The organism is Mycobacterium sp. GA-2829 (assembly GCF_001499965.1).
In the GTDB taxonomy this organism is placed as follows: Bacteria; Actinomycetota; Actinomycetes; order Mycobacteriales; family Mycobacteriaceae; genus Mycobacterium.
The window spans coordinates 140,843-165,794 of record NZ_LQIT01000002.1 but is presented as its reverse complement, the minus strand read 5'-3'; the positions used below and the strand labels follow the sequence as shown (position 1 = coordinate 165,794).

Below are 24,952 nucleotides of genomic sequence, written 5' to 3'. Positions count from 1 at the left end.
GCGGTTAGTCTGCTCGAATGGCTCGTATGGCCGGGCGGCTGCAGTCCTTCAGTTCCTCGATCGCCCGCTGGCACGGCGACGAGCGCACTGTCGGCTCCCCCCTGACCGAGGCCGACCTGGTCGCGTTGCGTCGCACCCGCCTGTTCGGGGCGACGGGCACCGTGCTGATGGCGATCGGCGCCCTCGGCGCCGGGGCCCGCCCCGTGGTGCAGGACCCCACCTTCGGTGTCCGGTTGCTCAACCTGCCGTCGCGCATCCAGACCGTCTCGCTGACCATGACCACCACCGGCGCGGTGATGATGGCGCTGGCCTGGCTGATGCTCGGCCGGTTCGCGCTCGGCAGCCGCCGGATGTCGCGCAGCCAGACCGACCGCACCCTGCTGCTGTGGGCGATTCCGCTGCTCATCGCCCCGCCGATGTACAGCAAGGACGTCTACTCCTACCTCGCCCAGAGCGAGATCTCGCTGCAGGGCCTCGACCCCTACAAGGTCGGGCCGGCCACCGGGCTGGGCCTCGACCACGTGTTCACGCTGTCGGTGCCGAGCCTGTGGCGCGAGACCCCGGCGCCCTACGGCCCGCTGTTCCTGTGGATCGGGCAGACCATCTCGTCGATCACCGGCGAGAACATCGTCTGGGCGGTGCTGTTCCACCGGCTGGTCGTGCTGGCCGGGGTCGGGCTGATCGTGTGGGCCACTCCGCGGCTGGCCCGCCGCTGCGGCGTCGCCGAAGTCAGCGCGCTGTGGCTGGGACCGTGCAATCCGCTGCTGTTCATGCACCTGGTCGCGGGCATCCACAACGAGGCGCTGATGCTCGGGCTGATGCTCGCGGGCACCGAATTCGCGCTGCGCGGAGTCAGCAACATCACATCCGACAGACCGCTGATCCCCCGACCGTTGCGGCTGCCGTCGGCGCCGTGGACCCGCTGGTATCCGATGGCGATGCTGCTCGCGGGGACCGTGCTGATCGCGCTGTCCTCACAGGTGAAGCTGCCGTCGCTGCTGGCGCTCGGATTCGTCGCGATGGCGCTGGCCTGCCGCTACGGCGGCACCGTGAAGGCGTTCTTCCTGGCCGGCGGCTCGCTGACCGCGGTCGCCGTACTGGTGATGGCGATCATCGGCTGGGCCAGCGGGCTGGGGTTCGGCTGGCTGTTCACCCTCGGCACCGCCAACGTGGTGCGCAGCTGGATGTCCCCCCCGACGCTCATCGCGTTGGGCACCGGGCAGGTCGGCATCCTGCTCGGCCTCGGCGACCACACCACCGCGATCCTCGCGCTCACCCGCGCCATCGGCGTCAGCATCATCGCCGTGCTGGTCAGCGGCCTGCTGCTGGCGGTGCTGCGCGGCAAACTGCACCCGGTCGGCGGCCTGGGGGTGGCGCTGGGCGCGACGGTCCTGCTGTTCCCGGTGGTGCAGCCCTGGTACCTGCTGTGGGCGGTCATCCCGCTGGCCACCTGGGCCACCCGCCCCGGCTTCCGCGGCGCGACGATCGCGATCACGCTGATCGTCGGCATCTTCGGACCGACCGCCAACGGCGACCGGTTCGCGCTGTTCCAGATCATCATGGCCACCTTGGCGAGCACGGTCGTCGTCGTGTTGTTGATGGCGCTGACCTGGCGGCGGCTGCCCTGGCAACCGTTGCCCGAGGGCGATCCGCCCGCCATGCCGGGTCCCTCGGAACCACCGCAGGCACGGCCCGCCACGCCGGGCGCATACGCTGATTCCCCGTGACCACATCGTCGGCCGGCCCCGTGCGTCTGCGCGGGGTGACCAAGCGCTACGGGTCGACCACCGCGGTCGACGGCCTCGACCTCGACGTGCACCGCGCCGAGGTGTTGGCGCTGCTGGGGCCCAACGGCGCCGGGAAGACGACGACGGTCGAGATGTGCGAGGGCTTCCTGCGGCCCGATTCGGGCACCATCGAGATCCTCGGGATGAACCCGGCCGCGCACAACAACCGGGTCCGCGAGCGCATCGGCGTGATGCTGCAGGGCGGCGGTGGTTACCCCGCGGCCCGCGCCGGCGAGATGCTCGACCTCGTCGCTGCCTACGCCGCCGACCCGCTGGACCCGCGCTGGCTGCTCGACATCCTCGGACTCACCGACGTCGCGCGCACCACCTACCGGCGACTGTCCGGCGGCCAGCAGCAGCGCCTGGCGTTGGCCTGCGCGATCGTGGGCCGGCCGGAGCTGGTGTTCCTCGACGAGCCGACGGCCGGGATGGACGCCCACGCCCGCATCGTGGTGTGGGAGCTGATCGACGCGCTGCGCCGCGACGGGGTGACCATCGTGCTGACCACCCACCAGCTGACCGAGGCCGAAGAGCTGGCCGACCGCCTGGTGATCATCGACCACGGGGTGGCGGTCGCGACCGGCACCCCCGCGGAGCTGATGCGCACCGGCGCCGAGAACCAGTTGCGGTTCAGCGCGCCCCCGAAACTCGATCTGTCGCTGTTGATCTCGGCGCTGCCCGAGAGCTACCGGGCCGCCGAGACCTCGCCGGGTGAGTACCTCGTCGAGGGACACGTCGACCCGCAGGTGCTGGCCACCGTGACGGCCTGGTGCGCCCGGGTCAACGTGCTGGCCACCGACATGCGCGTCGAGCAGCGCAGCCTCGAGGACGTGTTCCTGGACCTCACAGGCCGGGAGATGCGGAAATGAGTGACACCCCCGATCTCACCGCAGCCTCGACGAAGGGTGGGCGCTCGTGACGACCAACCAGTTCGCACCGGGTACGTTCACCCCGGACCCCAGGCCCGCCGCGGTGTCGAAGATGCTGGCGGCACAGTTCGGCCTCGAGCTGCGGCTGCTCCTGCGCAACGGCGAACAGCTGCTGCTGACGATGTTCATCCCGATCACGCTGCTGGTCGGGCTGGTGCTGCTCCCGCTCGGCGATTTCGGCGACGACCGCGCGGGCACGTTCGTCCCGGCGATCATGGCGCTGGCGGTGATCTCGACGGCGTTCACCGGCCAGGCCATCGCGGTTGCCTTCGACCGCCGCTACGGCGCGCTGAAACGCCTTGGCGCGACGGCACTTCCGGTGTGGGGCATCATCGCGGGCAAATCGCTGGCCGTGGTGGCGGTGGTGTTCCTGCAGTCGATCCTGCTGGGCGCCATCGGCCTCGCGCTGGGCTGGCGTCCGGAGATCCTGGGCCTGGTGCTGGGTGCGGTGATCATCGCGCTGGGTACCGCGGGGTTCGCCGCGCTGGGCCTGCTGCTCGGCGGCACGCTGCGCGCTGAGATCGTGCTGGCGGTGGCCAACCTGCTGTGGTTCGTGTTCGCGGGTCTGGGCGCGCTGACGCTGGAGGGTCAGGCGGTGCCGAACGCGCTGGCGTGGGCCGCGCGGCTCACCCCGTCGGGTGCGCTGACCGAGGCGCTGACCCAGGCGATGACGCTGTCGGTCGACTGGTTGGGCCTGGCCGTGCTCGCCGTCTGGGGTGGCGTGGCCGCCCTATGCGCGCTGCGCTGGTTCCGCTTCACGTGAGACCAGGGTCGGCAGCAGGTACTCGAGCTGGCCGACCTCCTCGATGTTGTGCCGGATCCACGCACGCAGCTTGTCGTCCGGGAAGTGACGTGACACCAGTCGGTTGACCGGAGCGAGCAGCGGAGATCGCGCCCCGAGGTCCATCACCGTCACGTAGTGCGCACCGTCGGCGCCCGCCGACCAGGTGTGCTCGAGCTGGAAGTACACCGCCCCGCCGAGCCGCTTCACCAGCCGGATCCCGGTCTCGTCGAGCTTCTCGACGCGGGCCACCTCGTCGATCTTGCATTCGGGCCGGCCGCCGAAGGCCTCCACCATGCGGAACCGCGCGCCGTCGGCCGCCCCGCCGCCGGGTGCGGGTCGGGCGAGCTCCCACGCGATGTGGTCGATCGGGTGCCAGGCCAGATACCGGTCGATCACCTGCCCGCCGTAGGTCATCGTCTCCCCGAGGTGGGTGAACCAGTCGAGCAGCATCGCCGGTGTCAGCCCGGCGAGCGGCCGATGGTCGATGGTCACGCGTCGGCGGCCGTGGGGTGCGGTGAGGACGCGCACGGTCGCGGTGTCGACGGTGCGCAGCGGATAGAGGACGGGACGCGACATGATGACCTCCTAGGAAACGGTTTCGTATCTTGACGGTAGAACCGCGCGTTAAGATACGCAAACGTTTCCTTGAGAGGTGGACGAATGGGCAGACGCCACGGGGCCGAACTCGGCGCCGCGATCCGCTCGGCCGTGCTGTCGCTGCTGGCCGAACACGGACCGGCAGGCGTGACGATGGAGTCGGTGGCCGCCGCGGCGCGGACCAGCAAGCCGGTGCTGTACCGGCGCTGGCCCGACCGCGCCGCCCTGCTGCGCGACACGTTGATGGGCGTCGCGACGACCGCGATCCCGCACGCCGACACCGGCAGCTACCGCGACGACATGCTGGCCGTGCTGCGCGGTTGGGTCGCGTTGTTCACCGGACCGCAGGCCGCGGTGATCAAGGCCGCCGTCGCGGCCGCCGCCCACGATCCCGAACTGGCGGCGGCGTTCCGCGACGACGTGATCGGCTGGCGCAAACAGGAGATGGCCGCACTCCTGCAGCGCGGCGTCGCGCGAGGCGACGTGCGCACGGATGTGCCGGTGGAGATCGCGCGCGAACTCGGTCAGAGCGTGCTGTGGCACCGGCTGCTGATCACCGGCGACCCGATCACCGACGACCTCGTGGTGCAGCTCGTCGACGAGGTCCTCGTCCCGTTCGTCTCCCCTACTACGACTCGTAGTTAGTGGTGCTCTACCATCGGGTTCGTGCCCGTCAGACGACTCTTCCTGCGGCTGGTCGACCTGCTGCCGCTGCCCAGTCTGCGGGTCCAGCGCGCGATCGCGGTGGCCGTCATCCTCACCCAGGGCGGCATCTCGGTCACCGGGGCGATCGTCCGCGTCACCGCATCGGGCCTCGGCTGCCCCACCTGGCCGCAGTGCTTCCCCGGTAGCTTCACCCCGGTCCCGCACGCCGAGGTGCCCGGTATCCATCAGGCGGTCGAGTTCGGCAACCGCCTCATCACGTTCCTCGTCGTGCTGACCGCCGCCGCCGCGGTGCTGGCCGTCACCCGCGCGCGGCGCCGCCGCGAAGTGCAGGTCTACGCATGGCTGATGCCGGCCTCGACCGTCGCGCAGGCCGTGATCGGTGGCATCACCGTGCTCACCGGACTGCTGTGGTGGACCGTCGCGATCCACCTGCTGGTCTCCATGGCGATGGTCTGGCTGTCGGTGCTGCTGTTCGTGAAGATCGGCGAACCCGACGACGGCGTCCGCGTCCGCACCGTGCCGAAACCCCTGCGCCAGCTCGCGGCGCTGTCGGCGGTCGTCCTGGCCGCGGTCCTGGTGACCGGCACCTTTGTGACCGGGGCGGGCCCGCACGCCGGCGACAAGAGCATCGAACAACCCGTTCCCCGGCTGCAGGTGGAGATCACCACGCTCGTCCACCTGCACTCGGCGCTGCTGGTCGCCTACCTGTCGCTGCTGGTCGCGCTCGGTTTCGGGCTGCTCGCGGTCCGCGCGCCGCGACCCGTGCAGCTCCGACTGGGCGTGCTGGTCGCGATCGTCGTCGCCCAAGGCACGGTCGGTGCGGTCCAGTTCGCCACCGGTGTGCCCGCCGCACTGGTCGCCGTCCACGTCGCCGGGGCGGCCGCCTCGACGGCCGCGACGGCGGCGCTATGGGCGTCGATGCGACAGCGGTCCAAGACCGAGGCGCTCGAGCGCGGACTCGACGGCGACGGCGAAGTCGCGTTCGCAGCCCGCGCGGGTGGCGGCGTCGAGCTGCCGAAAGCCCAGTGACGGTTCGACCAGTTCCACCTCGAGGACCCGCGCGTCGCGGTGGTCGCCGATGACGTCCACCCGCGCGTAGAGGAACTCCGACCGTTCGATCCCGATGACCGCCGCCGCCGCATTCAGCGCCGCGTAGCCCAGATCCCAGAGCTCGACGTCGGGTTCGGCGGGTCCGAGCGTCTCCAGCGCGTAAGTCCCCGACTCGTCGAACTCCGGCGGCCCGGCCGGGGGCAGGATCGCGGCCTTGGTGAACGCGTGTGAGCGCTGCCCGCCGAGGAAGACCAGCGCCGTCTCGCCGTACTCCACGCCGCCGTCGTAGGGCTGCACGAGCACCGCGCGGCCCTGCGCCTGCAGCTGCTCGGCGTGGGCGGCCGCGGCGTCGCGGTCGCGGAAGCGTTGCGCCCCGACCGAACCGCCACCGACCGCGGGTTTGACCACCACCTCGCCCGCGGGGATCTCGACGGTGTCGGTGGCCGTGAAGTAGGCCGTCGGCACGGTCGGCACGCCGCGCTCGGCCAGGTCGACGAGATAGTGCTTGTCGGTGTTCCACGCCACCACGGCGGGACCGTTGAGCAGGTGACGGACCCGCCCCGTCCACGCCAGGAACTCGTCGAGCCGCTCGATGTAGTCCCAGGTGGCCCGCAGGATCACCACATCGGCCTCGAGTGTGGCGGGGTCGTCCCAGGACAGCCAGCGCGCGTGCAGACCGCGGGTGCGCAGGGCGGCGATCAGCCCGTCGTCGTCCCCGTCGCTCGTCGGCAGCGCCGGGCAGGCGGCCAACACGATGCGCGGGTGGAACAGGTCGGGCCGGGCGAGCTTCACCCCGTCATGCTAGGCGGGGATGATGGTGCCCATGTACGCCATCGAAGTCGCCGAGACCGGCGGTCCCGAGGTCCTCACCCACGTCGAGAAGGACCGGCCCACACCCGGCCCCGGCCAGGTCCTCATCAAGGCCGAAGCCATCGGCGTCAACTTCATCGACACCTACTTCCGGTCGGGTCTGTACCCGCGGGAGGTGCCGTTCGTAGTGGGCACCGAGATTTGCGGCACGATCGAGGCCGTCGGCGACGACGTCGCGGCACTGCAGGTCGGCGATCGTGTCGTCACGGACAAGGCGCTCGGTGCCTACGCCGAATACGCCCTGGCGCCCGCCGATTTCGTGGCCTACGTGCCGGACGGAGTGGCGCCCGAGGCCGCCGCCTCGGCCCTGCTGAAGGGGATGACCGCGCACTATCTGATCACCTCGACCTATCCGATCGCCCAGGGCGACACCGTGCTTCTGCACGCGGGCGCCGGCGGGGTCGGGCTCATCCTGACCCAGTGGGCCACCAGCAAGGCCGCCAAGGTCATCACGACGGTGTCGACACCGGAGAAGGCCGAAATGTCCCGCCGGGCCGGGGCGTTCGAGGTGCTCGACTATCCCGACGATCCGCAGGAGTTCGGCGCCCGGATCCGCGAGCTCACCGGGGGCAACGGGGTGGCGGCGGTGTACGACGGCGTCGGCGCGGCGACATTCGAGGCCAGCCTGGCCAGTCTCGCCGTCCGCGGCACGCTCGCGCTGTTCGGCGCCTCCAGCGGACCCGTCCCGCCGTTCGACCCGCAGCGGCTCAACCAGGCCGGTTCGGTGTACCTCACCCGGCCGAGCCTGGTGCACTACACGCGGACCCCGGACGAGTTCTCCTGGCGTGCGGGCGAAGTGCTCGACGCGATCGCCAAGGGCACGATCACGGTGACCGTCAGCGAGCGGTATCCCCTGGCCGACGCCGAACGCGCGCACCGTGATCTGCAGGGTCGCAAGACGGTCGGGTCGGTGGTGTTGATCCCGTAACAATCGTGTGATCGGGTGTGAAGTTTTCACACCCGTGGCATACGCTGAAGCGGTGTCCCCGCTGAACGCACAGGCTCGCCGCGCGGCGATCGCCGCCAGGATCGACACCGACCGGGAAGTCGACTTCGCTTCTCTGGCTGGGGAATTCGGCGTGTCCGAGATGACGATCCGCCGGGACATCGAGCGGCTGGAGGATCAGGGCGTCGCGCGCCGGGTGCTCGGCGGGGCGATCGCGTTCGGCGGCAAGTCGACCGAACCGTCGTTCGCCGCGCGCGCCGCCGAAGCGGCCGACGAGAAAATCCACATCGCCAGCGCGGTGGCCGATCTGCTGCATCCGCACGAGACGGTGATCCTCGACAGCGGCAGCACCGTCCTCGCGGTCGCCCGCGCCATCCGGGGCCGAGGGCTCGGACTGACCGTGATCACCCCGAGTGTGCTGGTCGCCGTAGAACTCGCCGACGAACCCGATACGACGATCCTGCTCACCGGCGGCAAGGTGCGCCCCGGCGAACTGAGCCTCATCGGCGCCGAAGCCGAGGACTTCTACCTGCGCTACAACTGCGACACCTACGTGATGGGGATCGCCGGCGTCGACGGGAAACGCGGCGCGTCGGAGTACCACCGCGAGGAAGGCAACGTCAAACAGGCCGCGATGCGGTCGGCGGACCGGGTCATCGTGGCCGCCGACGCGACGAAACTCGGCCGCGTGCAGTTGATCAACGTCGCGCCGGTGTCGTCGATCTCGGTCCTCGTCACCGACGGCCCGCCCGCACACCCGACACTGGAGACGTTGCGGGACAGGGGCGTTCAGGTGGTCTGCGTCGGCTGATCAGACCCAGGCCGCCGATACCGCGTCGTCGCCGTCGCCGGGCCGGTACACCGTCGCCCCCGCCTCCTCGGCGATGAGCGCACCCGCGGCCCAGTCGTGCACAGCGAGATCGGCCTCGACGAACGCGTGCAGGCTGCCCTGGGCCACCAGGCACAGGTCGACCGCCGCGGCGCCGAACCGGCGCATGTCGGTGTAATCGGCGATCACCGAGCCGAGTTCGCGGACCTGGCGGCGACGCCGGTCCGGGTCGTACGACAGCCCGGTACCGATCAGCCGTGCCGTGGTCGCGGGCAGCTGCAGCGGCAGCACCGCCCGCTGCGCGGGGGAACGCAATTGCGCTCCCCCGCCTCGGGCGGCACTCCAGAGGGATCCCAGCGCGGGCGCGGCCACCGCACCGGCCAGCCAGGCGCCGTCCGAGATCCGGCGCACCGCGACGGAGGTGGCGAAGTACGGGATGAGCCGGGTGTAGTTGGTGGTGCCGTCGAGTGGATCGATGACCCACTCGAATCCGCTCGTCCCGGTGTGGGCAGGCAGCTCCTCGCCGAGCAGCGAGTCGGCGGGCCGCACCTCGTGGATGGCCTCGCGCACCGCCTCCTCGGCGGCCCGGTCCACCGGGGTGACCACGTCCCCGGCCGCACTCTTGGTGCTCACCGTGATCGGTTCGCCCAGCCGGGCCAGGCACAGTTGGGCGCCGATCCGGGCGGCGACCGCGGCGAGGTCTTCGAGGTCGCCCGGCGACGGTGGGATCTCCCGCCCGCTCACGATGCGCGGCTTCACAGCGTGGCGCGGAAGTCCCGCACGGCGGTCATGAGCTCGGTGACCCGGGACGCGACCGCGCGGTTCTCGAACACCCCGTCCTCCTTGAAGTAGGTCCCGACGATCGCGCCGTCGGCGATCGAGAGCTGCTCGGCCGCGTTGTGGGCGCGCACACCGGTGTTGACGAACACCGGGACGTCGCCGGCCTCGGCCTTGACGATCTGCAGCGCCTGGGAGTCGGTGGCCGCACCGGCGGTCAGGCCGGAGACGCAGATGCCGTCGGGCGCGGTGGCGAACACCGTGGTCTTGGTGATCGACGCGAGGTCCCGGTTGGCCAGGTAGGCCGCCGATTCGGGCACGATGTTGAACAGCAGCTTCACCCCGGCGCCGCCGACGCGCTGGCGGTGCCGGGCCACGGCGCCGACATTGGTGTCCCACAAGCCGAAGTCGCTGGCGTACACCCCGGTGAAGATCTCCCGCACCCACTGGGCGCCGGTGGCGACGGCGAGGTCGATCGAGGCGCGGCCGTCCCATAGCACGTTCACGCCGTACGGCAGCGTGAGGTCGGGCAGCAGTTCGCCGATGATGCGTGCCATCGTGATGGCGGTGATGGGTTCGGTCTTGGTCAGGTACGGCAGGCTGAACTCGTTGGAGATCATCACACCGTCGACGCCGCCTTCGCGCAGCGCCGCGAGTTCCTCCCTGGCACGGTCCACCACCGCGCGCAACCCGGCCGCCGAGTCGTATCCCGGGTCGCCGGGCAGCGCGGACAGGTGCAGCATCGCGATCACGGGCTTGCGCACCGCGAACACTTCATCGAGCCAATTGGTCATGGAACGCCTCTCACGGTTGTCGACGACATCCTGGATGTTATTAAATAACAGTCAACGCGCGGCCACACAGCGATTTACGTGACGGTTACACACAACGTGTGAGAATCTAACAGATACGCGGTACGGTCAGCACCCGAGCGGATGAGAGGACGGGATGTCGCAGTTCACGATCGGTGTCGACATCGGCACCACGGGAACCAAGACGGTGCTCATCGACGTCGGGGCGGCGCGCATCGTGGCCCAGGCGTCGCGGGAGAGCCGGCTGTTCGCCGACGCCCCCGGACACGCCGAGGCCGATCCTGCACAGTGGATCGACAACGCACACAGCACGATTCGCGCAGTGCTCGACGAGTCCGGCGTGCCCGCGAATCAGGTGGGTGCGCTCGCCACCACGGGTATGGTGCCCGCGGTCGTCCCGGTCGACGGTGACGGCGCCCCGGTCCGACGGGCCATACTGCAGAACGACGCCCGCGCCACCGAGCAGATCGAGCGGTTGCGCGCGGCACTCGACCCCACCGACGTCCTGGCCGCCACCGGATCGGCGATCACCCAGCAGTCGGTGGCGCCCACCGCGATGTGGTTGCGCGACAACGAACCCGAGACGTGGGCGCGCACCGTGCGCCTCGTCGGGTCCTACGACTGGGTGCTGATGGCGCTGGGCGCCGCCCCGCACGTCGAACTGAACTGGGCCATCGAATCGGGCCTGGCCACCATCGACGCCCAGCGTTACGAACCCGTCTATGCCGCAGCCGGTCTGGGCGCGGACATCGTCCCCGACGTATTGGTGCCCGGCGCGCAGGCGGGCACACTGAGCGCCGCCGCGGCCGCGGCCACCGGTCTACCCGAAGGGCTTCCGCTGATCGTCGGCGGCGCCGACCATGTGCTGTCGGCGTACGCGGCGGGGGTCAACGCCGCAGGCGACTGGCTGGTGAAACTCGGTGGCGCGGGCGACATCCTGGCCGCCAGCGACACCCCCGTCATCGACGGCCGGCTCTATCTGGACGCGCACCCGGTCCCGGGGCGGTGGCTGCCCAACGGCTGCATGGCCACCAGCGGCAGCCTGATCCGGTGGTTCCAGACCCTGACCGGTGGTGTGGACCTTCTGCAGCTCGACGACGAGGCCGCAGGCCGCCCCGCCGCCGAAGTGCTCTGTCTGCCCTACTTTCTCGGTGAGAAGAGCCCCCTGCACGATCCGGATCTGCGGGGTGCGTTCGTCGGCCTCGACCTGGCTCACACCCGCGCCGACATGTACCGCTCGGTGCTCGAGGCCATCGCGTTCGGGTTCAAGCACCACACCGACGTGTTCGCCTCGATCGGAGTCCCGCTGAGGCGGGCCATGGTCACCAACGGCGGCAGCAAGTCGGTGCTGTGGAAGCAGATCCACGCCGACGTGCTGAACACCGCGCTGTATCCGGTGATCGGCCATCCCGGCGCCTCGCTCGGCGCCGCGGTGATCGCAGGCATCGGTGTCGGCGCCATCGACGACTGGGACGGTGTGCAGCGCTTCCTCACCCTCGGCGACGCCGTCGAACCCGACCCCCGCAACGTCGACCGGTACGCCGAGGCCTATGCGCAGTGGCGCACCCTCGGTGATCTACTCACCCCCGTCTCCCATCAGCTCGCTCGAAAGGCTCCGTGATGACCGCCGCCTCCCCCGCCCCTCAGACCGCCGTCGTGACCGGCGCCGGATCCGGGATCGGGCGTGCCATCGCGACGACGCTCGCGGGCCGCGGCTGGCGGGTCATCGTCACCGACGTCAATCTCGCCGGCGCCGAGGAGACCGTCGCAGGACTGACTCCGGGCGGCGGCCACGAGGCCCGGCAGCTGGACGTGACCGACGCCGCGGCGGCCGGTCGGCTGGCCGACGACGTGGCCGACCGGTTCGGCCTCGACGCGTGGATCAACAACGCCGGGATCTCGGCGATGGCGCGGTTCGTCGACGTCACCCCGGACCAGTACGACCGCTCGCTCGACATCAACACCAAGGCGGTGTTCTTCTGCGGGCAGGCCGCCGCCAGGGCGATGATCCGCACCGGCCGGGCGGGCACGATCGTCAACACCGCGTCGATGGCCGCCAAACAGGGCCGCGTTCCGTTCCTCTCGGACTACGTGGCATCGAAATTCGCCGTGCTGGGGCTGACCCAGGCCATGGCCTTCGAACTGGCCGCCGACCAGATCACCGTGAACTGCGTGTGCCCGGGCTTCGTCGCCACCCCTATGCAGTCCCGCGAACTCGAGTGGGAGGCCAAGCTCACGGGTTCGACGCCGGATGCGGTGCGACAGAGCTGGGTCGACGCCACCCCGCTGGCCCGGCTGCAGACACCGGATGACGTCGCCCGTGCGGTGGCCTTCCTGGTGTCCGAGGACGCCCGGTTCATCACCGGCGAAGCGCTCTCCGTCAACGGCGGTGCGTACATGGATTGAGCCGGGACCCGCCGACCCGGTGCACTCGATCCAGTCCAACCAGTAGGAAGTGAGAACCCATGAAGATCCCGATGCTCGGCCGGCGCCCAGCGCGGCGTAGCGCCGCGCGATGGCTGCCGGCAGTCGTCGCGACCACCTCCCTGGTCCTGGCCGGGTGCGCCGGCTCCGGCGGATCCGGCGATGAGCAGAGCTCCTCGGGGCTGGGTGACATCCCGACCGACACCAACGCCACCGTGCGCGTGCTGATGGAGAACGTGCCCGACACCGACATCGTTTCCGGCATGGTCGGTCAGTTCAACGAGAAATACCCCGACATCAAGGTCCAGATCGAGACCATGACGTTCGACCAGATGCGCGACCGGTTGGTGTCGTCGTTCCAGGCCGCCGAACCGGCATACGACCTGATCGTCGTCGACAACCCGTGGATGGACGACTTCGCCGCGGCCGGCTTCCTCGAGCCACTGAACGACCGCATCTCGTCGACCCCCGACTACCAGCCCGACGACTTCTTCCCGTCGCTGACCGACATCACCGACGTCGACGGCACCACCTACGGGGTGCCGTTCTACAACTACGCGCTGGGCTACATCTACAACAAGCCCGATCTCGAGGCCGCCAAACTGCAGGTCCCCACCGACCTCGACGCGCTGGTCAGCACCTCGCAGCGGCTCAAGGACGGCAACCGCGCGGGCATCGCCATGCAGCCCCAGCGCGGCTACAAGATCTTCGAGGAATGGGCGAACTGGCTGTTCGCCGCGGGCGGGTCGATCTACGGCGAGGACGGTAAACCGTCGCTCGACACCGAAGAGGCCGCCCGCGCCCTGAACGCCTACATCGAGACGTACCGCACCGCGGCGCCGGCGAACAGCCTGTCGTGGGGCTTCGACGAGGCCTTCCGGTCGGTCTCCGGCGGGAACGCCGCCTCGATGATCGGCTACAACTGGAACCTGCCCGCCCTCAACGACCCGGCAGGCGCCTCCGGCGAACGCGCGGGCCAGTTCGCGCTGGCGCCGATCCCGGGCGGCAAATCCGCACTGGGACTGTGGAGCTGGGCGATCCCGGCGAACTCGGCGGCCCCTGACGCGGCGTGGGCGTTCGCGTCGTGGATCACCTCCCCGGCCGTCGACGCCGAACGTGTCGCCGCAGGCGGCGCGGTGATCCGCAAGGGTTCGCTGACCGATCCCAAGGTGCTCGCCGACGGCTACGGCGAGGAGTACTACCGCACCGTCGGTGAGATCCTGGCCGACGCCGCCCCGCTCACCCAGGGACGCGGCGGCGAGGAGATGATCCAGGCCGTGGGCACCGAACTCAACGACGCCGCGGCAGGCAACAAGAGCGTCGCCGACGCACTGCGGGACGCGCAGGCGGCTGCGGAGCGAATCCAGAAGTGACACACGGGAATCCGGCGGCCACGACTCAGACGGGCACGGCCGCATGAAATTCAAGTACGGCATGCTGATGCCGCTGCTGGCCCTGTTCAGCGTGGCCGTCGGATTCCCGCTCTGCTATGCGGCCTACCTCGCGGTGACCGACTACCGACTCACCGATCGGCAGGCCCCGGACTTCGTCGGCGTCGCCAACTTCGGCACCGCACTGAAGAATCCGGCGTTCTGGGAGGCGTTCGGCACCACCGCGATCTACGTCGTGGTGGCCGTCGCCGGAGAACTCGTCATCGGTTTCGCGCTCGCCCTGGCACTGCACCAGCAGCGGTGGGCCAAGGACCTGTCCCGGGCGATCGTTCTCGCGCCGATGTTCATCACCCCGATCGCCGTCGGGCTGATCTTCCGCTTCCTGCTCAACGACCAGATCGGCGCGATCCCGGCGCTGCTGCACGCCGTCGGCGCCGACTACGACTTCTTCGGCTCGGGCAAGGCGCTGCTGACGCTGGCGTTCATCGACGTCTGGCAGTGGACGCCGTTCATGGTGCTCCTCATCCTGGCCGGGCTGGAGTCGATGCCCAAACAGCCCATGGAGGCCGCCCGCGTCGACGGCGCAGGCCCGGTCTACCGGCTGCGCCGGGTGCTGATCCCGATGCTGGCGCCGGTGCTGACCGTGGCGGTGCTGCTGCGCTCGCTCGACGCCCTGCGGGTGTTCGAGTACGTCTACGCCACCACCCGCGGCGGGCCGGGCACCGAGACCCAGACGCTGCAGTACTTCATGTACCTCGAAGGCATCCAGTTCTTCCGGCTCGCGCAAGCCAGCGCGATGGCGTTCATCGTGCTGGTGCTCGTGCTGGCGGTGATCGTGGTGGCCTTCCGCGCGATGGAACGCAACCGCGAGAGGACCACCGCCTGATGACCCGGCCCCGTCCCCTCGAGGTCCTGCGCGTCGCCGTACTCACCGCGGCGCTGGTGTTCGTGCTGTTCCCCATCGCCTGGGTGGCGCTGGCGAGCTTCAAGACACCGGCGCAGATGTCCGAACCGTTCCTCGTGTTGTTCGGCCCCACCATGGACAACTGGCGGGCGGTGTTGCACTCCGGCATCTTCGCCGCCGCCGGACGCAGCGTGCTCGTCGGTGTCGTCACCGTGGCGGTGAGCTTGGTGGTCGGCAGCATGGGCGCCTACGTGATCGCCAAATACCGGGCCGGCGGCTCGCTCACCCGGTTCGGGATGCTCGCCGCCCAGGTCGTCCCGCCCGCGGTCATGGTGTTTCCGTTCCTGACCATGGCGCAGGCGCTGCGCATGACCGACACGCTGCTGCCGGTGATCTTCGCCCACCTGTCGTTCGTGCTGCCGCTGGTGACGTGGTTCCTGATCGGCTTCTTCGAGGCCGTCCCCGCCTCGCTGGAGGAGCAGGCGCGCGTCGACGGGTTCACCCGCTGGCAGGCGTTCCGGCTGGTGGTGCTGCCGCAGGTGCTGCCCGGGATCGGCGCCGCAGGCATCTTCGGGTTCACGTTGAGCTGGAACGACATGTTCTACGGGCTGATCCTGGCGCCCGGCAACGCCGCGATCCTGCCGGTGGCCATCTCGAACTTCAACACCTTCCGCGGCGTCCAGATCGGCACGATGAGCGCCGCGATCATGATCGCCATCGTCCCGGTGGTGATCGCCAGCTTCTTCATCCAGCGACGCCTGGTCCAGGGGATCAGCGGCGGCGCGGTCAAGTACTAGTAGCGAGGAACTTTTCACATGGCATCGGTCACCTTCTCGAAGGTCACCAAGGCATACGGCGACGCCACCGTGGTGTCGGGTCTCGACCTGGAACTCGCCGACGGCAGCATGACCGTGCTGGTCGGCCCGTCGGGCTGCGGGAAGACCACCTCGCTGCGCATGCTGGCAGGGCTGGAGACGGTCAGCTCGGGGGCGATCCGCATCGGTGACCGCGACGTCACCGCGCTGGAGCCCAAGGAACGCGACATCGCGATGGTGTTCCAGAACTACGCGCTGTACCCGCATCTGTCGGTGCGCGAGAACATCGCCTTCCCGCTACGCGCCAAGCGCATCCCGCGCGCCGAGGCCTTGAAGCGCGCCGACGAGATCGCCGAATCGCTCGGCCTGGGCAAGCTCGTCGGCCGCAAACCGAAGGATCTGTCCGGCGGCCAGCAGCAGCGGGTGGCGATCGGCCGCGCCATCATCCGCGAACCCTCGGTGTTCCTGTTCGACGAACCGCTGAGCAACCTCGATGCCAAACTGCGGGTGGAGACCCGCACCGAACTGCTGCGGCTGCAGCGCCGGCTCGGCATCACCGCCCTCTACGTCACCCACGACCAGGAGGAGGCGATGACGCTGTCGGACCGCATCGTGGTGATGCGCGACGGGCGCATCGCCCAGGCCGCTCCCCCGGCCGAGGTCTACCAGCGGCCCGCGGACACGTTCGTCGCCACGTTCGTCGGCAGCCCGAAGATGAACCTGATCACCGGCGCCGTGTCGGGCGGGGAACTGCGCGGCGACGGGCTGCGCATCGCCGTCGGCGGACCGGACGCCGCGGCGGTGACGATCGGCATCCGACCCGACGATCTGACGCTGTCCGCGGCCGACGAGGGCGCGGCGACGGTGGAACTGGTCGAGCTGCTGGGCCCTCGCGCGATCGTCACGGTGCGTGCCGGCGCCGAACGGCTGACCAGTGTGGTCACCGCGGCCGAACTCACCGGCATCGCACCCGGCACCGCGGTGGACCTGTCCGCCCGGCCCGACGACGTGCACCGGTTCGATCGGGACAGCGGTACGCGCCTCTAATCTGGTGCGGTGCGGACCGACCTCGTCGTGACACCGGCGCTGGTGGTACCGGCCTCGGAGCTGAGCGAGCGCTTCTCCCGGTCGTCGGGTCCGGGCGGACAGGGCGTCAACACGGCCGACAGCAGGGTCGAGCTGTCCTTCGACGTGGCCCGCTCACCGGCGATCCCTTCGCACCTGCGCCACCGGATACTGTGCCGGCTGCGCGGCCGGCTCTCCGCGGGCGTGCTGACCGTGACGGCCAGTGAGCACCGCACGCAACTCCAGAATCGCGCGGCCGCGCGCGAACGGATGGCGAGGATGCTGCGCGACGCCGCCGCGGCTCCCCCACCGACGCGTCGGCCGACCCGGCCCACCCGGTGGCGCGAAAGAGCGGCGGATCGGTGAGAAGAAGCGCCGGGGCACGATCAAGCAGGGCCGCCGCGGCGGCTGGGATCAGACCTAGCTAGAGGTGCAGCAGCGTGGGTAGCGCCAGCACCGAGTCGACCGCCAGCGCGGCGAACACCACCGCCAGGTAGTTGTTCGACTGCAGGAAAAGCCGCAGCGGCTTGACCGGCTCACCGCGCTTGACCCCGCTGTAGAGCTGGTGGGCCATGACCAGGAACCAGGTCCCCGCGAGCAGCGCGACCGCGGCGTACAGCCAGCCGGTGGCCAGCGCCAACAGCAGCGTGGTCAGGACGGTCAGCCAGGTGTAGACGAGGATCTGCCGGGTCACCTGACGTTCGGTGGCGACGGCGGGCAGCATCGGCACCCCGGCGGCCTTGTAGTCGTCCTTGTAGCGCATCGCCAGCGCCCAGGTGTGCGGCGGCGTCCAGAAGAAGATCACCGCGAACATCACCAGCGCGGGCCACTGGATGGTGCCGGTGACCGCGGACCAGCCGATCATCACGGGCATGCAGCCGGCGGCACCGCCCCAGACGACGTTCTGGGAGGTGCGGCGTTTGAGCAGCAGGGTGTAGACGAAGACGTAGAACGCGATCGTGGCCACGGCCAGCAGCCCGGACAGCAGGTTGCTGGTCACCCACAGCCACGCGAACGACGTGACGGACAGGATGAGCCCGAAGATCAGCGCATGGCGGGTCGGCACGGTGTCGCGGGCCAGCGGGCGGCGCGCGGTCCGCTTCATCTTCTTGTCGATGTCGGCGTCGGCGACGCAGTTGAGCGTGTTCGCACCCGCGGCGGCCAGCATCCCGCCGATCAGCGTGTTGAGGATCAGCAGCGGGTCGACCGTGCCGCGATCGGCGAGCAGCATCGCCGGGATGGCCGTGACCAGCAGCAGCTCGATCACGCGCGGCTTCGTCAACGCCAGATAGGCCAACACCGTGGTGCGGATGCGAGACGGCGCCCCATGGGTGAGGTGGCGCTCGCGGATGCTCACGCAGTCAACTCCTCGTTGTTGGCGGTGGTCCGATGTCGGTGGTCTTCCGCTTGGTGATCAACACAGCCGCCGCACAACATCTACTACGCACGATGGTAGACCGCGCGGGAACCCGCGGATGACCGCAGGGTCGTTTCAGCATCACACCGTAGCGAGCCGGCGAATTCCCTCCGCATGCACGATGCGGCGCCCCGCCCCGGAGCACTAGGGTTGGTGGGGCGGTCTGAGGGACTACTCGTACGGCCGCTGCCCGAACATGCCACCAAGGAGCGAGCCACGTGACCACCGTCGACGACATCGCGACGCTGACCGAACCCCACCACCCCGACGACTGGAGCGAGCTGGACACCGTCGCGGTCGACACCGTGCGGGTGCTGGCGGCCGACGCCGTGCAGAAGGTCGGCAACGGCCACCCCGGCACCGCGATGAGCCTCGCGCCGCTGGCCTACACCCTGTTCCAGCGGCAGATGCGCCACGATCCGAGCGACGTGCACTGGCTGGGTCGCGACCGCTTCATCCTGTCGTGCGGACATTCCAGCCTCACGCTGTACCTGCAGCTGTACTTGGGCGGGTTCGGTCTGGAGCTCGAGGACATCGAGTCGCTGCGCACGTTCAAGTCCAAGACCCCGGGCCACCCCGAGTTCCGCCACACCAAGGGCGTCGAGATCACCACCGGCCCGCTGGGCCAGGGCCTGGCCTCCGCGGTGGGTATGGCGATGGCCGCACGGTTCGAGCGCGGACTGTTCGACCCCGACGCCGCACCGGGCACCAGCCCGTTCGACCACTTCATCTACGTGATCGCCTCCGACGGTGACATCGAGGAAGGCGTGACCAGCGAGGCGAGTTCGCTGGCGGGCACCCAGCAGCTCGGCAACCTGATCGTCTTCTACGACAAGAACCAGATCTCCATCGAGCACGACACCAACATCGCGCTGTCCGAGGACGTCGCGGCCCGCTACCGCGCCTACGGCTGGCACGTGCAGGAGGTCGAGGGCGGCGAGAACGTGGTGGGTATCGAGGCGGCCATCGAAGAGGCCAAGAAAGTCACCGACAAGCCGTCGTTCATCGCGCTCCGCACGATCATCGGCTATCCCGCGCCCAACAAGATGAACACCGGCGGCGTGCACGGCTCGGCACTGGGTGACGACGAAGTGGCCGCGGTCAAGAAGGTGCTGGGCTTCGACCCCGACAAGACCTTCGAGGTGCGTCCCGAGGTCATCGAGCACACCCGCAAGCTGGTCGAGCGTGGCCGCGAGGCGCACGAGAAGTGGCAGCCCGAGTTCGACGCCTGGGCCGAGCGTGAGCCCGAACGCAAGAAGCTGCTCGACCGGCTGACCGCCGAGGAGCTGCCCGACGGCTGGGACGCCGACATCACCTACTGGGAGCCGGGCAGCAAGGCCGTCGCCACCCGCGCGGCCTTCGGCCAGGTGCTCAACGACGTCGCCCCGCATCTGCCGGAGCTGTGGGGCGGTTCGGCCGACCTCGCCGGCAGCAACAACACCACCATCAAGGGGGTGAAGTCCTTCGGTCCGCCGTCGATCTCGACCGACGACTTCTCCGCCGACTGGTACGGCCGGGTGCTGCACTTCGGCATCCGCGAGCACGCGATGGGCTCGATCCTCTCGGGCATCGTGCTGCACGGACCCACCCGGGCGTTCGGCGGAACGTTCCTGCAGTTCTCGGATTACATGCGGCCCGCTGTGCGGTTGGCATCACTGATGGACATCGACACCATCTACATCTGGACCCACGATTCGATCGGCCTCGGCGAGGACGGTCCGACCCACCAGCCGATCGAGCATCTCGCCGCGCTGCGGGCGATCCCGAACCTGTCGGTGGTCCGCCCGGGCGACCCGAACGAGACGGCGTACGCGTGGAAGAGCATCATCGCCCGCGGTAACGGCAGCGGGCCGGTCGGTTTCATCCTGACCCGTCAGGGCATCCCGGTGCTCGAGGGCACCGACAGCGACGGGGTGGCGCGCGGCGGCTACGTGCTCGGCGGCGGTGACGCCACCGGCGCCGACGTGATCCTCATCGGCACCGGTTCGGAGCTCCAGCTGGCTGTGGAGGCCAAGAAGCTGTTGGCGGACAAGGACATCACCGCCGCCGTGGTGTCGATGCCGTGCGTCGAATGGTTCGAGAGTCAGCCCAAGGAGTACCGCGACAGCGTGCTGCCGCCCAACGTCTCCGCGCGCGTCGCCGTCGAGGCCGCCGTCGCGCAGAGCTGGTACAAGCTCGTCGGCGACACCGGGGAGATCATCTCCATCGAGCACTACGGGGAGTCCGCCGACGACAAGACGCTGTTCCGCGAGTTCGGCTTCACCGCCGAGGCGGTGGCCGCGGCAGCGGAACGCACCATCAACAACTAGCCGGAAGGCAAGAGGCGAGAAAAATGACGCAGAATTCCAACCTCGCGGCGCTCAGCGACGCCGGTGTATCGGTATGGCTCGACGATCTGTCGCGCGAGCGGCTGCAGACCGGCAACCTGCAGAACCTGATCGACACCCGCAGCGTCGTGGGAGTGACGACGAACCCGTCGATCTTCCAGGCCGCGCTGTCGAAGGGTGACGCCTACGACGCGCAGATCGCCGAACTCGCCGAGCGCGGCGCCGACGTCGACGCCACGATCCGCACTGTCACCACCGACGACGTCCGCAACGCGTGCGACCTGTTCGCCAAGGCCTACGAGGCCTCGGGCGGGGTGGACGGCCGGGTCTCGATCGAGGTCGACCCGCGGCTGGCGCACGACACCGACAAGACGATCCTGCAGGCCATCGAGCTGTGGAAGATCGTCGACCGGCCCAACCTGCTGATCAAGATCCCCGCCACCGAGGCCGGGCTGCCCGCGATCACCGCGGTGATCGCCGAGGGCATCTCGGTCAACGTGACGCTGATCTTCTCCGTCGAACGCCACCGCGCGGTGATGGACGCCTACCTGGCGGGTCTGGAGAAGGCCAAGGAGGCCGGTCACGACCTGTCGAAGATCCATTCGGTCGCTTCGTTCTTCGTCTCCCGCGTCGACACCGAGATCGACAAGCGGCTGGAGAAGATCGGGTCCGAGGAGGCGCTGGCGCTGCGCGGTCAGGCCGGCGTGGCCAACGCCCGGCTGGCCTACGCCGCCTACGAGGAGGTGTTCGTCGGGGGGTCGCGGTTCGAGGCGCTCAAGGCCGCGGGCGCCCGCGTGCAGCGGCCGCTGTGGGCGTCGACCGGGGTGAAGAACCCCGACTACTCCGACACCCTCTACGTGACCGAACTGGTCGCACCGAACACGGTCAACACCATGCCGGAGAAGACGCTCGAGGCCGTCGCCGACCACGGCGTCGTCACCGGCGACACCGTCACCGGCAAGGCCGACGAATCGCAGGCGGTGTTCGACAAACTCGACGCGGTCGGCATCGACGTGCGTGACGTGTTCCTCGTCCTCGAACAGGAGGGCGTCGACAAGTTCGAGAAATCGTGGCAGGAGTTGCTCGAAGCCACCCAGGGCCAGCTGGACGAGAAGAAGTCCTGAGCCGGCATGGGCGCAGACGCTGTCGCCACCGAGTGGCGTAATCCGCTTCGGGACAAACGCGACAAGCGGATGCCCAGGATCGCCGGACCGTGCAGTGTCGTCATCTTCGGCGTGACCGGTGACCTGGCCCGCAAGAAGTTGATGCCGGCGATCTACGACCTCGCCAACCGCGGTCTGTTGCCGCCGACGTTCTCGCTGGTCGGGTTCGCCCGGCGGGACTGGGCCGACGAGGACTTCTCGCAGGTCGTGTACGACGCGGTGAAACAGCACGCCCGCACACCTTTTCGCCAGGAGGTCTGGGACCGGCTGTCGGAGGGGATCCGGTTCGTCCAGGGCACCTTCGACGACGAGAAGGCGTTCGAGCAGCTCTCCGAGACGCTGAACAAGCTCGACGCCGAACGCGGCACCGGCGGCAACCACGCGTTCTATCTGTCCATCCCGCCCAAGGCGTTTCCGCAGGTGCTCGAACAGCTTTCGCGCACGGGTCTGGCCAACAAGATTGACGGCCACTGGAGCCGCGTCGTCATCGAGAAGCCCTTCGGTCATGACCTCAAGAGCGCCGAAGAACTCAACGCCATCGTCAACAACGTCTTCCCCGAGTCGTCGGTCTTCCGGATCGATCACTATCTCGGTAAGGAGACCGTGCAGAACATCCTCGCGCTGCGGTTCGCCAACGAGCTCTTCGAACCGGTGTGGAATTCGCACTACGTCGACAGTGTGCAGATCACGATGGCCGAGGACATCGGGCTCGGCGGGCGTGGCGGTTATTACGACGGTGTCGGCGCCGCACGCGACGTCATCCAGAACCACCTGCTGCAGCTGTTGGCGCTCACCGCCATGGAGGAGCCCGTCAGCTTCTCCCCCGACGAACTGCAGGCCGAGAAGATCAAGGTGCTCTCGGCCAGCAGGCTCGTCGAGCCGCTGGACGAGACCACCTCGCGGGGCCAGTACACGGCGGGATGGCAGGGCGGCGAACGGGTCGTCGGGCTCCTGGAGGAGGAGGGCTTCTCGAAGACCTCGACCACCGAGACGTTCGCGGCGATCACCGTCGACGTCGACACGCGCCGCTGGGCCGGCGTCCCGTTCTATCTGCGAACCGGAAAGCGGTTGGGCCGCAGGGTCACCGAGATCGCGCTGATCTTCAAGCGGGCGCCGCATCTCCCGTTCGACGCGACCATGACCGAGGAGCTCGGACAGAACGCGTTGGTGATCCGCGTGCAGCCCGACGAGGGCATCACGTTGCGGTTCGGTTCAAAGGTGCCGGGCAACCAGATGGAAGTTCGCGATGTCAGCATGGACTTCTCCTACGGATCCGCGTTCGCCGAGGAATCGCCCGAGGCCTACGAGCGGCTGATCCTCGACGTCCTCCTGGGGGAACCGTCGTTGTTCCCGGTCAACGAGGAAGTCGAACTGTCGTGGAAGATCCTCGACCCCGCGCTGGACTACTGGGCGTCCCACGGGAACCCGGACCCGTACGAATCCGGCGGCTGGGGGCCGGAATCCGCGTTTGAGATGCTGCGCCGGACCGGCCGTGAGTGGAGGCGGCCGTGACGAGCGCTCGCGCGAGGAACCGACAAGCACTGACGAGCGCTCGCGCGAGGAACCGATACTGATGATCATCGACCTGCCCGACACCAATACCGGTGCCATCAACAAGAAGATCCAGGCGCTGCGCGAAGAGGGCGGCGCCATCACGCTAGGCCGTGTCCTGACCCTCGTCATCGCTCCGGACACCGAGGCCGTGCTGGAGGAATCCATCGACGCGGCCAACGCGGCGAGCCGCGAACACCCGTGTCGCGTCATCGTGGTCGCCCCCGGTGACCGACGCGCGGAGAAGGCCCGGTTGGACGCCCAACTGCGGGTCGGCAGCGACGCCGGCGCCAACGAGGTCGTCGTGTTGCGGCTCTCCGGGCCGCTGGCCAATCACGCCAGCAGCGTGGTGATGCCGTTCCTGCTGCCCGACACACCGGTAGTGACGTGGTGGCCGGACGTCGCGCCTCCGGTCCCCGCGCAGGACCCGCTCGGCCGGCTGGCGATCAGGCGGATCACCGATGCCACCAACGCCGGCGAACCCCTGGCGGCGATCAAGTGCCGGTTGAAGGGCTACACCCCCGGAGACACCGACCTGGCGTGGAGCCGCATCACGTACTGGCGCGCGCTGCTCACGGCGGCGGTGGACCAGGCGCCCCACGAGAAGATCAACTCGGCGCTGGTGTCCGGCTTGGAGACCGAGCCCGCGCTGGACGTCCTGGCGGGCTGGCTGGCCAGCCGGATCGACGGGCCGGTGCAACGCGCCGTCGGCGAGCTCAAGGTGGAACTGGTGCGGGACAGCGAGACCATCACCCTGAGTCGCCCGCAGGACGGCATCACCGCGAAGATCACCCGAACCGCCAAGCCGGAGGCTCTGATTCCGTTGGCGCGCAGGGAGACCCGTGAGTGCCTGGCCGAGGACATGCGCAGGCTGGACGCCGACGAGATCTATTTCGAGGCACTGCAAGGTATCGAGAAGGTGCAATACGTATGACGGCCTCGATCAAGCGCTACCCCGACAGCGATGCGCTGGTCGCCGCGGTCGGCGACCGCCTCGCCGACGAGATCGTCGCGGCCGTCGAACAGCGCGGGCGGGCGAACATCGTGCTGACCGGCGGTGGCACCGGCATCAAACTGCTGGTCCGCCTCGGCACCCACGACGACCGCATCGACTGGGCCAAGGTGCATCTGTTCTTCGGCGACGAACGGTACGTCCCCGAGGCCGACGACGACCGCAACGACAAGCAGGCCCGCGAAGCGCTGCTGGACAAGATCGACATCCCGTCTGCGAATGTGCACGCGATGCCCGCCTCCGACGGCGAGTTCGGGGACGACCTCGACGCCGCAGCACTGGCCTACGAGCAGGTGCTCGCCGGCCAGGCCGAATCCGGCGAGCCCACACCGGTGTTCGACGTGCACCTGCTCGGTATGGGCCCCGAAGGACACGTCAATTCGCTGTTCCCGCACACCATCGCGGTGCGCGAGACCACCCGCATGGTGGTCGGTGTGCCCGACTCCCCCAAACCACCGCCGCAGCGAATCACGTTGACGCTACCCGCTGTTCAGCGGTCCCGCGAGGTGTGGCTGGTGGTCTCCGGGGACGGTAAGGCAGAGGCGGTGGCCGCGGCGGTAGGCGGCGCCGACCCTGACGACTGGCCTGCCGCGGGCGCGGTCGGCCGCGAGGCGACGGTGTGGTTCCTCGACGAGGGCGCGGCGTCGCGGCTCTGAGGCATCACTCGTCGCCTGCCGGTTCGGCGCGGGCGTCGGCGTAGCCGGCCGCATAGTCGGCGATCCGGCGGAGCACATCACCGCTCACCGACGGCCTCGTAGGGTTCACGCATTCGCGGGACTGCACGACAATTGAGACGCAGACGCGACGTAGACGGTTCCCCGACCCGTCATAATGGC

At 69.3% G+C, this 24,952-nt stretch carries 22 protein-coding genes and 1 pseudogene; 19 read left to right on the top strand and 4 right to left on the bottom strand.

Features of this window, described 5'->3' with window-relative positions; translation table 11 throughout:
• Positions 1 to 26 precede the first annotated feature (26 nt).
• The 3 genes from mptB to AU194_RS02645 are packed head-to-tail and all read left to right on the top strand — an operon-like array spanning position 27 to position 3,479.
• Entirely contained in the window at positions 27 to 1,727 is a 1,701-nt protein-coding gene (mptB, locus tag AU194_RS02655; RefSeq protein ID WP_197417497.1) for a polyprenol phosphomannose-dependent alpha 1,6 mannosyltransferase MptB, read from the top strand.
• Complete coding sequence (locus AU194_RS02650; RefSeq protein WP_059087662.1) at positions 1,724 to 2,656, top strand: ABC transporter ATP-binding protein; 933 nt, start codon at positions 1,724 to 1,726, stop codon at positions 2,654 to 2,656. Before mptB ends, AU194_RS02650 begins: the two co-directional genes overlap by 4 nt.
• A 46-nt stretch (positions 2,657 to 2,702) precedes the next feature.
• Positions 2,703 to 3,479 carry an ABC transporter permease gene (locus AU194_RS02645; RefSeq protein ID WP_059087661.1) on the top strand — a complete coding sequence of 259 codons (777 nt, stop codon included), beginning with the start codon at positions 2,703 to 2,705 and terminating at the stop codon, positions 3,477 to 3,479.
• On the opposite strand, the gene AU194_RS02640 is transcribed toward AU194_RS02645, so the two are convergent.
• Positions 3,447 to 4,076 (bottom strand): hypothetical protein, encoded by a 630-nt coding sequence (locus AU194_RS02640; RefSeq protein ID WP_059087660.1) that lies wholly within the window; start codon positions 4,074 to 4,076, stop codon positions 3,447 to 3,449. The two genes, AU194_RS02645 and AU194_RS02640, sit on opposite strands and share 33 nt — an antisense overlap.
• 84 nt (positions 4,077 to 4,160) lie before the next feature.
• Between AU194_RS02640 and AU194_RS02635 the strand changes: the two genes are divergently transcribed.
• The 4 genes from AU194_RS02635 (at position 4,161) to AU194_RS02620 (ending at position 8,440) form a co-directional block, all read left to right on the top strand.
• Positions 4,161 to 4,742 carry a TetR/AcrR family transcriptional regulator gene (locus AU194_RS02635; protein ID WP_059087659.1) on the top strand — a complete coding sequence of 194 codons (582 nt, stop codon included), beginning with the start codon at positions 4,161 to 4,163 and terminating at the stop codon, positions 4,740 to 4,742.
• Positions 4,743 to 4,763: 21 nt separating this feature from the next.
• Positions 4,764 to 5,792, top strand: coding sequence for a heme A synthase (locus AU194_RS02630; RefSeq protein WP_059087658.1), 1,029 nt, complete (start codon positions 4,764 to 4,766; stop codon positions 5,790 to 5,792).
• Between the two features lie 844 nt (positions 5,793 to 6,636).
• Complete coding sequence (locus AU194_RS02625; RefSeq protein ID WP_059087693.1) at positions 6,637 to 7,611, top strand: quinone oxidoreductase; 975 nt, start codon at positions 6,637 to 6,639, stop codon at positions 7,609 to 7,611.
• A 52-nt stretch (positions 7,612 to 7,663) separates the two neighbouring features.
• The gene (locus AU194_RS02620) at positions 7,664 to 8,440 is read left to right on the top strand and encodes a DeoR/GlpR family DNA-binding transcription regulator (RefSeq protein ID WP_197417490.1); all 777 of its coding nucleotides are present in this window, start codon (positions 7,664 to 7,666) and stop codon (positions 8,438 to 8,440) included.
• Here the strand turns inward: AU194_RS02620 and AU194_RS02615 are convergent, their stop codons facing one another.
• Together AU194_RS02615 and AU194_RS02610 are read right to left on the bottom strand one after the other, a co-directional pair.
• Complete coding sequence (locus AU194_RS02615) at positions 8,441 to 9,202, bottom strand: inositol monophosphatase family protein (RefSeq protein WP_231743129.1); 762 nt, start codon at positions 9,200 to 9,202, stop codon at positions 8,441 to 8,443.
• 11 nt (positions 9,203 to 9,213) lie between these two features.
• Positions 9,214 to 10,029: a BtpA/SgcQ family protein gene (locus tag AU194_RS02610; RefSeq protein ID WP_059087657.1), complete on the bottom strand. Its 816-nt coding sequence runs from the start codon at positions 10,027 to 10,029 to the stop codon at positions 9,214 to 9,216.
• Positions 10,030 to 10,183: 154 nt separating this feature from the next.
• Between AU194_RS02610 and AU194_RS02605 the strand changes: the two genes are divergently transcribed.
• From AU194_RS02605 to arfB, 7 genes and pseudogenes are all read left to right on the top strand, one after another.
• Positions 10,184 to 11,668, top strand: a complete 1,485-nt coding sequence (locus AU194_RS02605; protein ID WP_059087656.1) for an FGGY-family carbohydrate kinase — start codon at positions 10,184 to 10,186, stop codon at positions 11,666 to 11,668.
• Entirely contained in the window at positions 11,668 to 12,453 is a 786-nt protein-coding gene (locus tag AU194_RS02600) for an SDR family NAD(P)-dependent oxidoreductase (RefSeq protein WP_059087655.1), read from the top strand. The genes AU194_RS02605 and AU194_RS02600 overlap by 1 nt, the downstream gene beginning before the upstream one ends.
• 59 nt (positions 12,454 to 12,512) lie before the next feature.
• Positions 12,513 to 13,844 (top strand): ABC transporter substrate-binding protein, encoded by a 1,332-nt coding sequence (locus tag AU194_RS02595; protein WP_059087654.1) that lies wholly within the window; start codon positions 12,513 to 12,515, stop codon positions 13,842 to 13,844.
• A 43-nt stretch (positions 13,845 to 13,887) separates the two neighbouring features.
• Positions 13,888 to 14,748 (top strand): carbohydrate ABC transporter permease, encoded by an 861-nt coding sequence (locus AU194_RS02590; protein WP_059087653.1) that lies wholly within the window; start codon positions 13,888 to 13,890, stop codon positions 14,746 to 14,748.
• On the top strand, positions 14,748 to 15,563 hold the full coding sequence (locus AU194_RS02585; protein ID WP_059087652.1) for a carbohydrate ABC transporter permease: 816 nt from the start codon (positions 14,748 to 14,750) through the stop codon (positions 15,561 to 15,563). The genes AU194_RS02590 and AU194_RS02585 overlap by 1 nt, the downstream gene beginning before the upstream one ends.
• An 18-nt stretch (positions 15,564 to 15,581) precedes the next feature.
• Positions 15,582 to 16,628 carry an ABC transporter ATP-binding protein gene (locus tag AU194_RS02580; protein ID WP_059087651.1) on the top strand — a complete coding sequence of 349 codons (1,047 nt, stop codon included), beginning with the start codon at positions 15,582 to 15,584 and terminating at the stop codon, positions 16,626 to 16,628.
• 9 nt (positions 16,629 to 16,637) lie between these two features.
• A pseudogene (gene arfB, locus AU194_RS02575) lies at positions 16,638 to 17,070 on the top strand (alternative ribosome rescue aminoacyl-tRNA hydrolase ArfB).
• Here arfB and AU194_RS02570 read toward each other — a convergent pair.
• A complete protein-coding gene (locus AU194_RS02570) occupies positions 17,071 to 18,003 on the bottom strand; it encodes a heme o synthase (RefSeq protein WP_059087650.1) in 933 nt (310 codons plus the stop codon).
• 278 nt (positions 18,004 to 18,281) lie between these two features.
• On the opposite strand from AU194_RS02570, the gene tkt reads away from it, so the two are divergent.
• From tkt to pgl, 5 genes are all read left to right on the top strand, one after another.
• The gene (gene tkt / locus AU194_RS02565; protein WP_059087649.1) at positions 18,282 to 20,372 is read left to right on the top strand and encodes a transketolase; all 2,091 of its coding nucleotides are present in this window, start codon (positions 18,282 to 18,284) and stop codon (positions 20,370 to 20,372) included.
• Between the two features lie 23 nt (positions 20,373 to 20,395).
• Positions 20,396 to 21,514 carry a transaldolase gene (gene tal, locus AU194_RS02560; RefSeq protein WP_059087648.1) on the top strand — a complete coding sequence of 373 codons (1,119 nt, stop codon included), beginning with the start codon at positions 20,396 to 20,398 and terminating at the stop codon, positions 21,512 to 21,514.
• A 6-nt stretch (positions 21,515 to 21,520) separates the two neighbouring features.
• On the top strand, positions 21,521 to 23,065 hold the full coding sequence (gene zwf / locus AU194_RS02555) for a glucose-6-phosphate dehydrogenase (RefSeq protein WP_059087647.1): 1,545 nt from the start codon (positions 21,521 to 21,523) through the stop codon (positions 23,063 to 23,065).
• Positions 23,066 to 23,126: 61 nt separating this feature from the next.
• Complete coding sequence (gene opcA, locus AU194_RS02550; protein WP_059087690.1) at positions 23,127 to 24,038, top strand: glucose-6-phosphate dehydrogenase assembly protein OpcA; 912 nt, start codon at positions 23,127 to 23,129, stop codon at positions 24,036 to 24,038.
• Positions 24,035 to 24,772, top strand: a complete 738-nt coding sequence (pgl, locus tag AU194_RS02545; RefSeq protein ID WP_059087646.1) for a 6-phosphogluconolactonase — start codon at positions 24,035 to 24,037, stop codon at positions 24,770 to 24,772. Before opcA ends, pgl begins: the two co-directional genes overlap by 4 nt.
• Positions 24,773 to 24,952 lie beyond the last annotated feature (180 nt).

Excerpts from the sequence above, each read along its gene's own strand:
- mptB (WP_197417497.1), top strand. The coding sequence starts at position 27 with ATGGCCGGGCGGCTGCAGTCCTTCAGTTCCTCGATCGCCCGCTGGCAC.
- AU194_RS02640 (WP_059087660.1), bottom strand. The coding sequence starts at position 4,076 with ATGTCGCGTCCCGTCCTCTATCCGCTGCGCACCGTCGACACCGCGACC.
- AU194_RS02635 (WP_059087659.1), top strand. The coding sequence starts at position 4,161 with ATGGGCAGACGCCACGGGGCCGAACTCGGCGCCGCGATCCGCTCGGCC.
- AU194_RS02625 (WP_059087693.1), top strand. The coding sequence starts at position 6,637 with ATGTACGCCATCGAAGTCGCCGAGACCGGCGGTCCCGAGGTCCTCACC.
- AU194_RS02610 (WP_059087657.1), bottom strand. The coding sequence starts at position 10,029 with ATGACCAATTGGCTCGATGAAGTGTTCGCGGTGCGCAAGCCCGTGATC.
- AU194_RS02605 (WP_059087656.1), top strand. The coding sequence starts at position 10,184 with ATGTCGCAGTTCACGATCGGTGTCGACATCGGCACCACGGGAACCAAG.
- AU194_RS02600 (WP_059087655.1), top strand. The coding sequence starts at position 11,668 with ATGACCGCCGCCTCCCCCGCCCCTCAGACCGCCGTCGTGACCGGCGCC.
- AU194_RS02595 (WP_059087654.1), top strand. The coding sequence starts at position 12,513 with ATGAAGATCCCGATGCTCGGCCGGCGCCCAGCGCGGCGTAGCGCCGCG.
- AU194_RS02590 (WP_059087653.1), top strand. The coding sequence starts at position 13,888 with ATGAAATTCAAGTACGGCATGCTGATGCCGCTGCTGGCCCTGTTCAGC.
- AU194_RS02585 (WP_059087652.1), top strand. The coding sequence starts at position 14,748 with ATGACCCGGCCCCGTCCCCTCGAGGTCCTGCGCGTCGCCGTACTCACC.
- AU194_RS02580 (WP_059087651.1), top strand. The coding sequence starts at position 15,582 with ATGGCATCGGTCACCTTCTCGAAGGTCACCAAGGCATACGGCGACGCC.
- tal (WP_059087648.1), top strand. The coding sequence starts at position 20,396 with ATGACGCAGAATTCCAACCTCGCGGCGCTCAGCGACGCCGGTGTATCG.
- zwf (WP_059087647.1), top strand. The coding sequence starts at position 21,521 with ATGGGCGCAGACGCTGTCGCCACCGAGTGGCGTAATCCGCTTCGGGAC.
- opcA (WP_059087690.1), top strand. The coding sequence starts at position 23,127 with ATGATCATCGACCTGCCCGACACCAATACCGGTGCCATCAACAAGAAG.
- pgl (WP_059087646.1), top strand. The coding sequence starts at position 24,035 with ATGACGGCCTCGATCAAGCGCTACCCCGACAGCGATGCGCTGGTCGCC.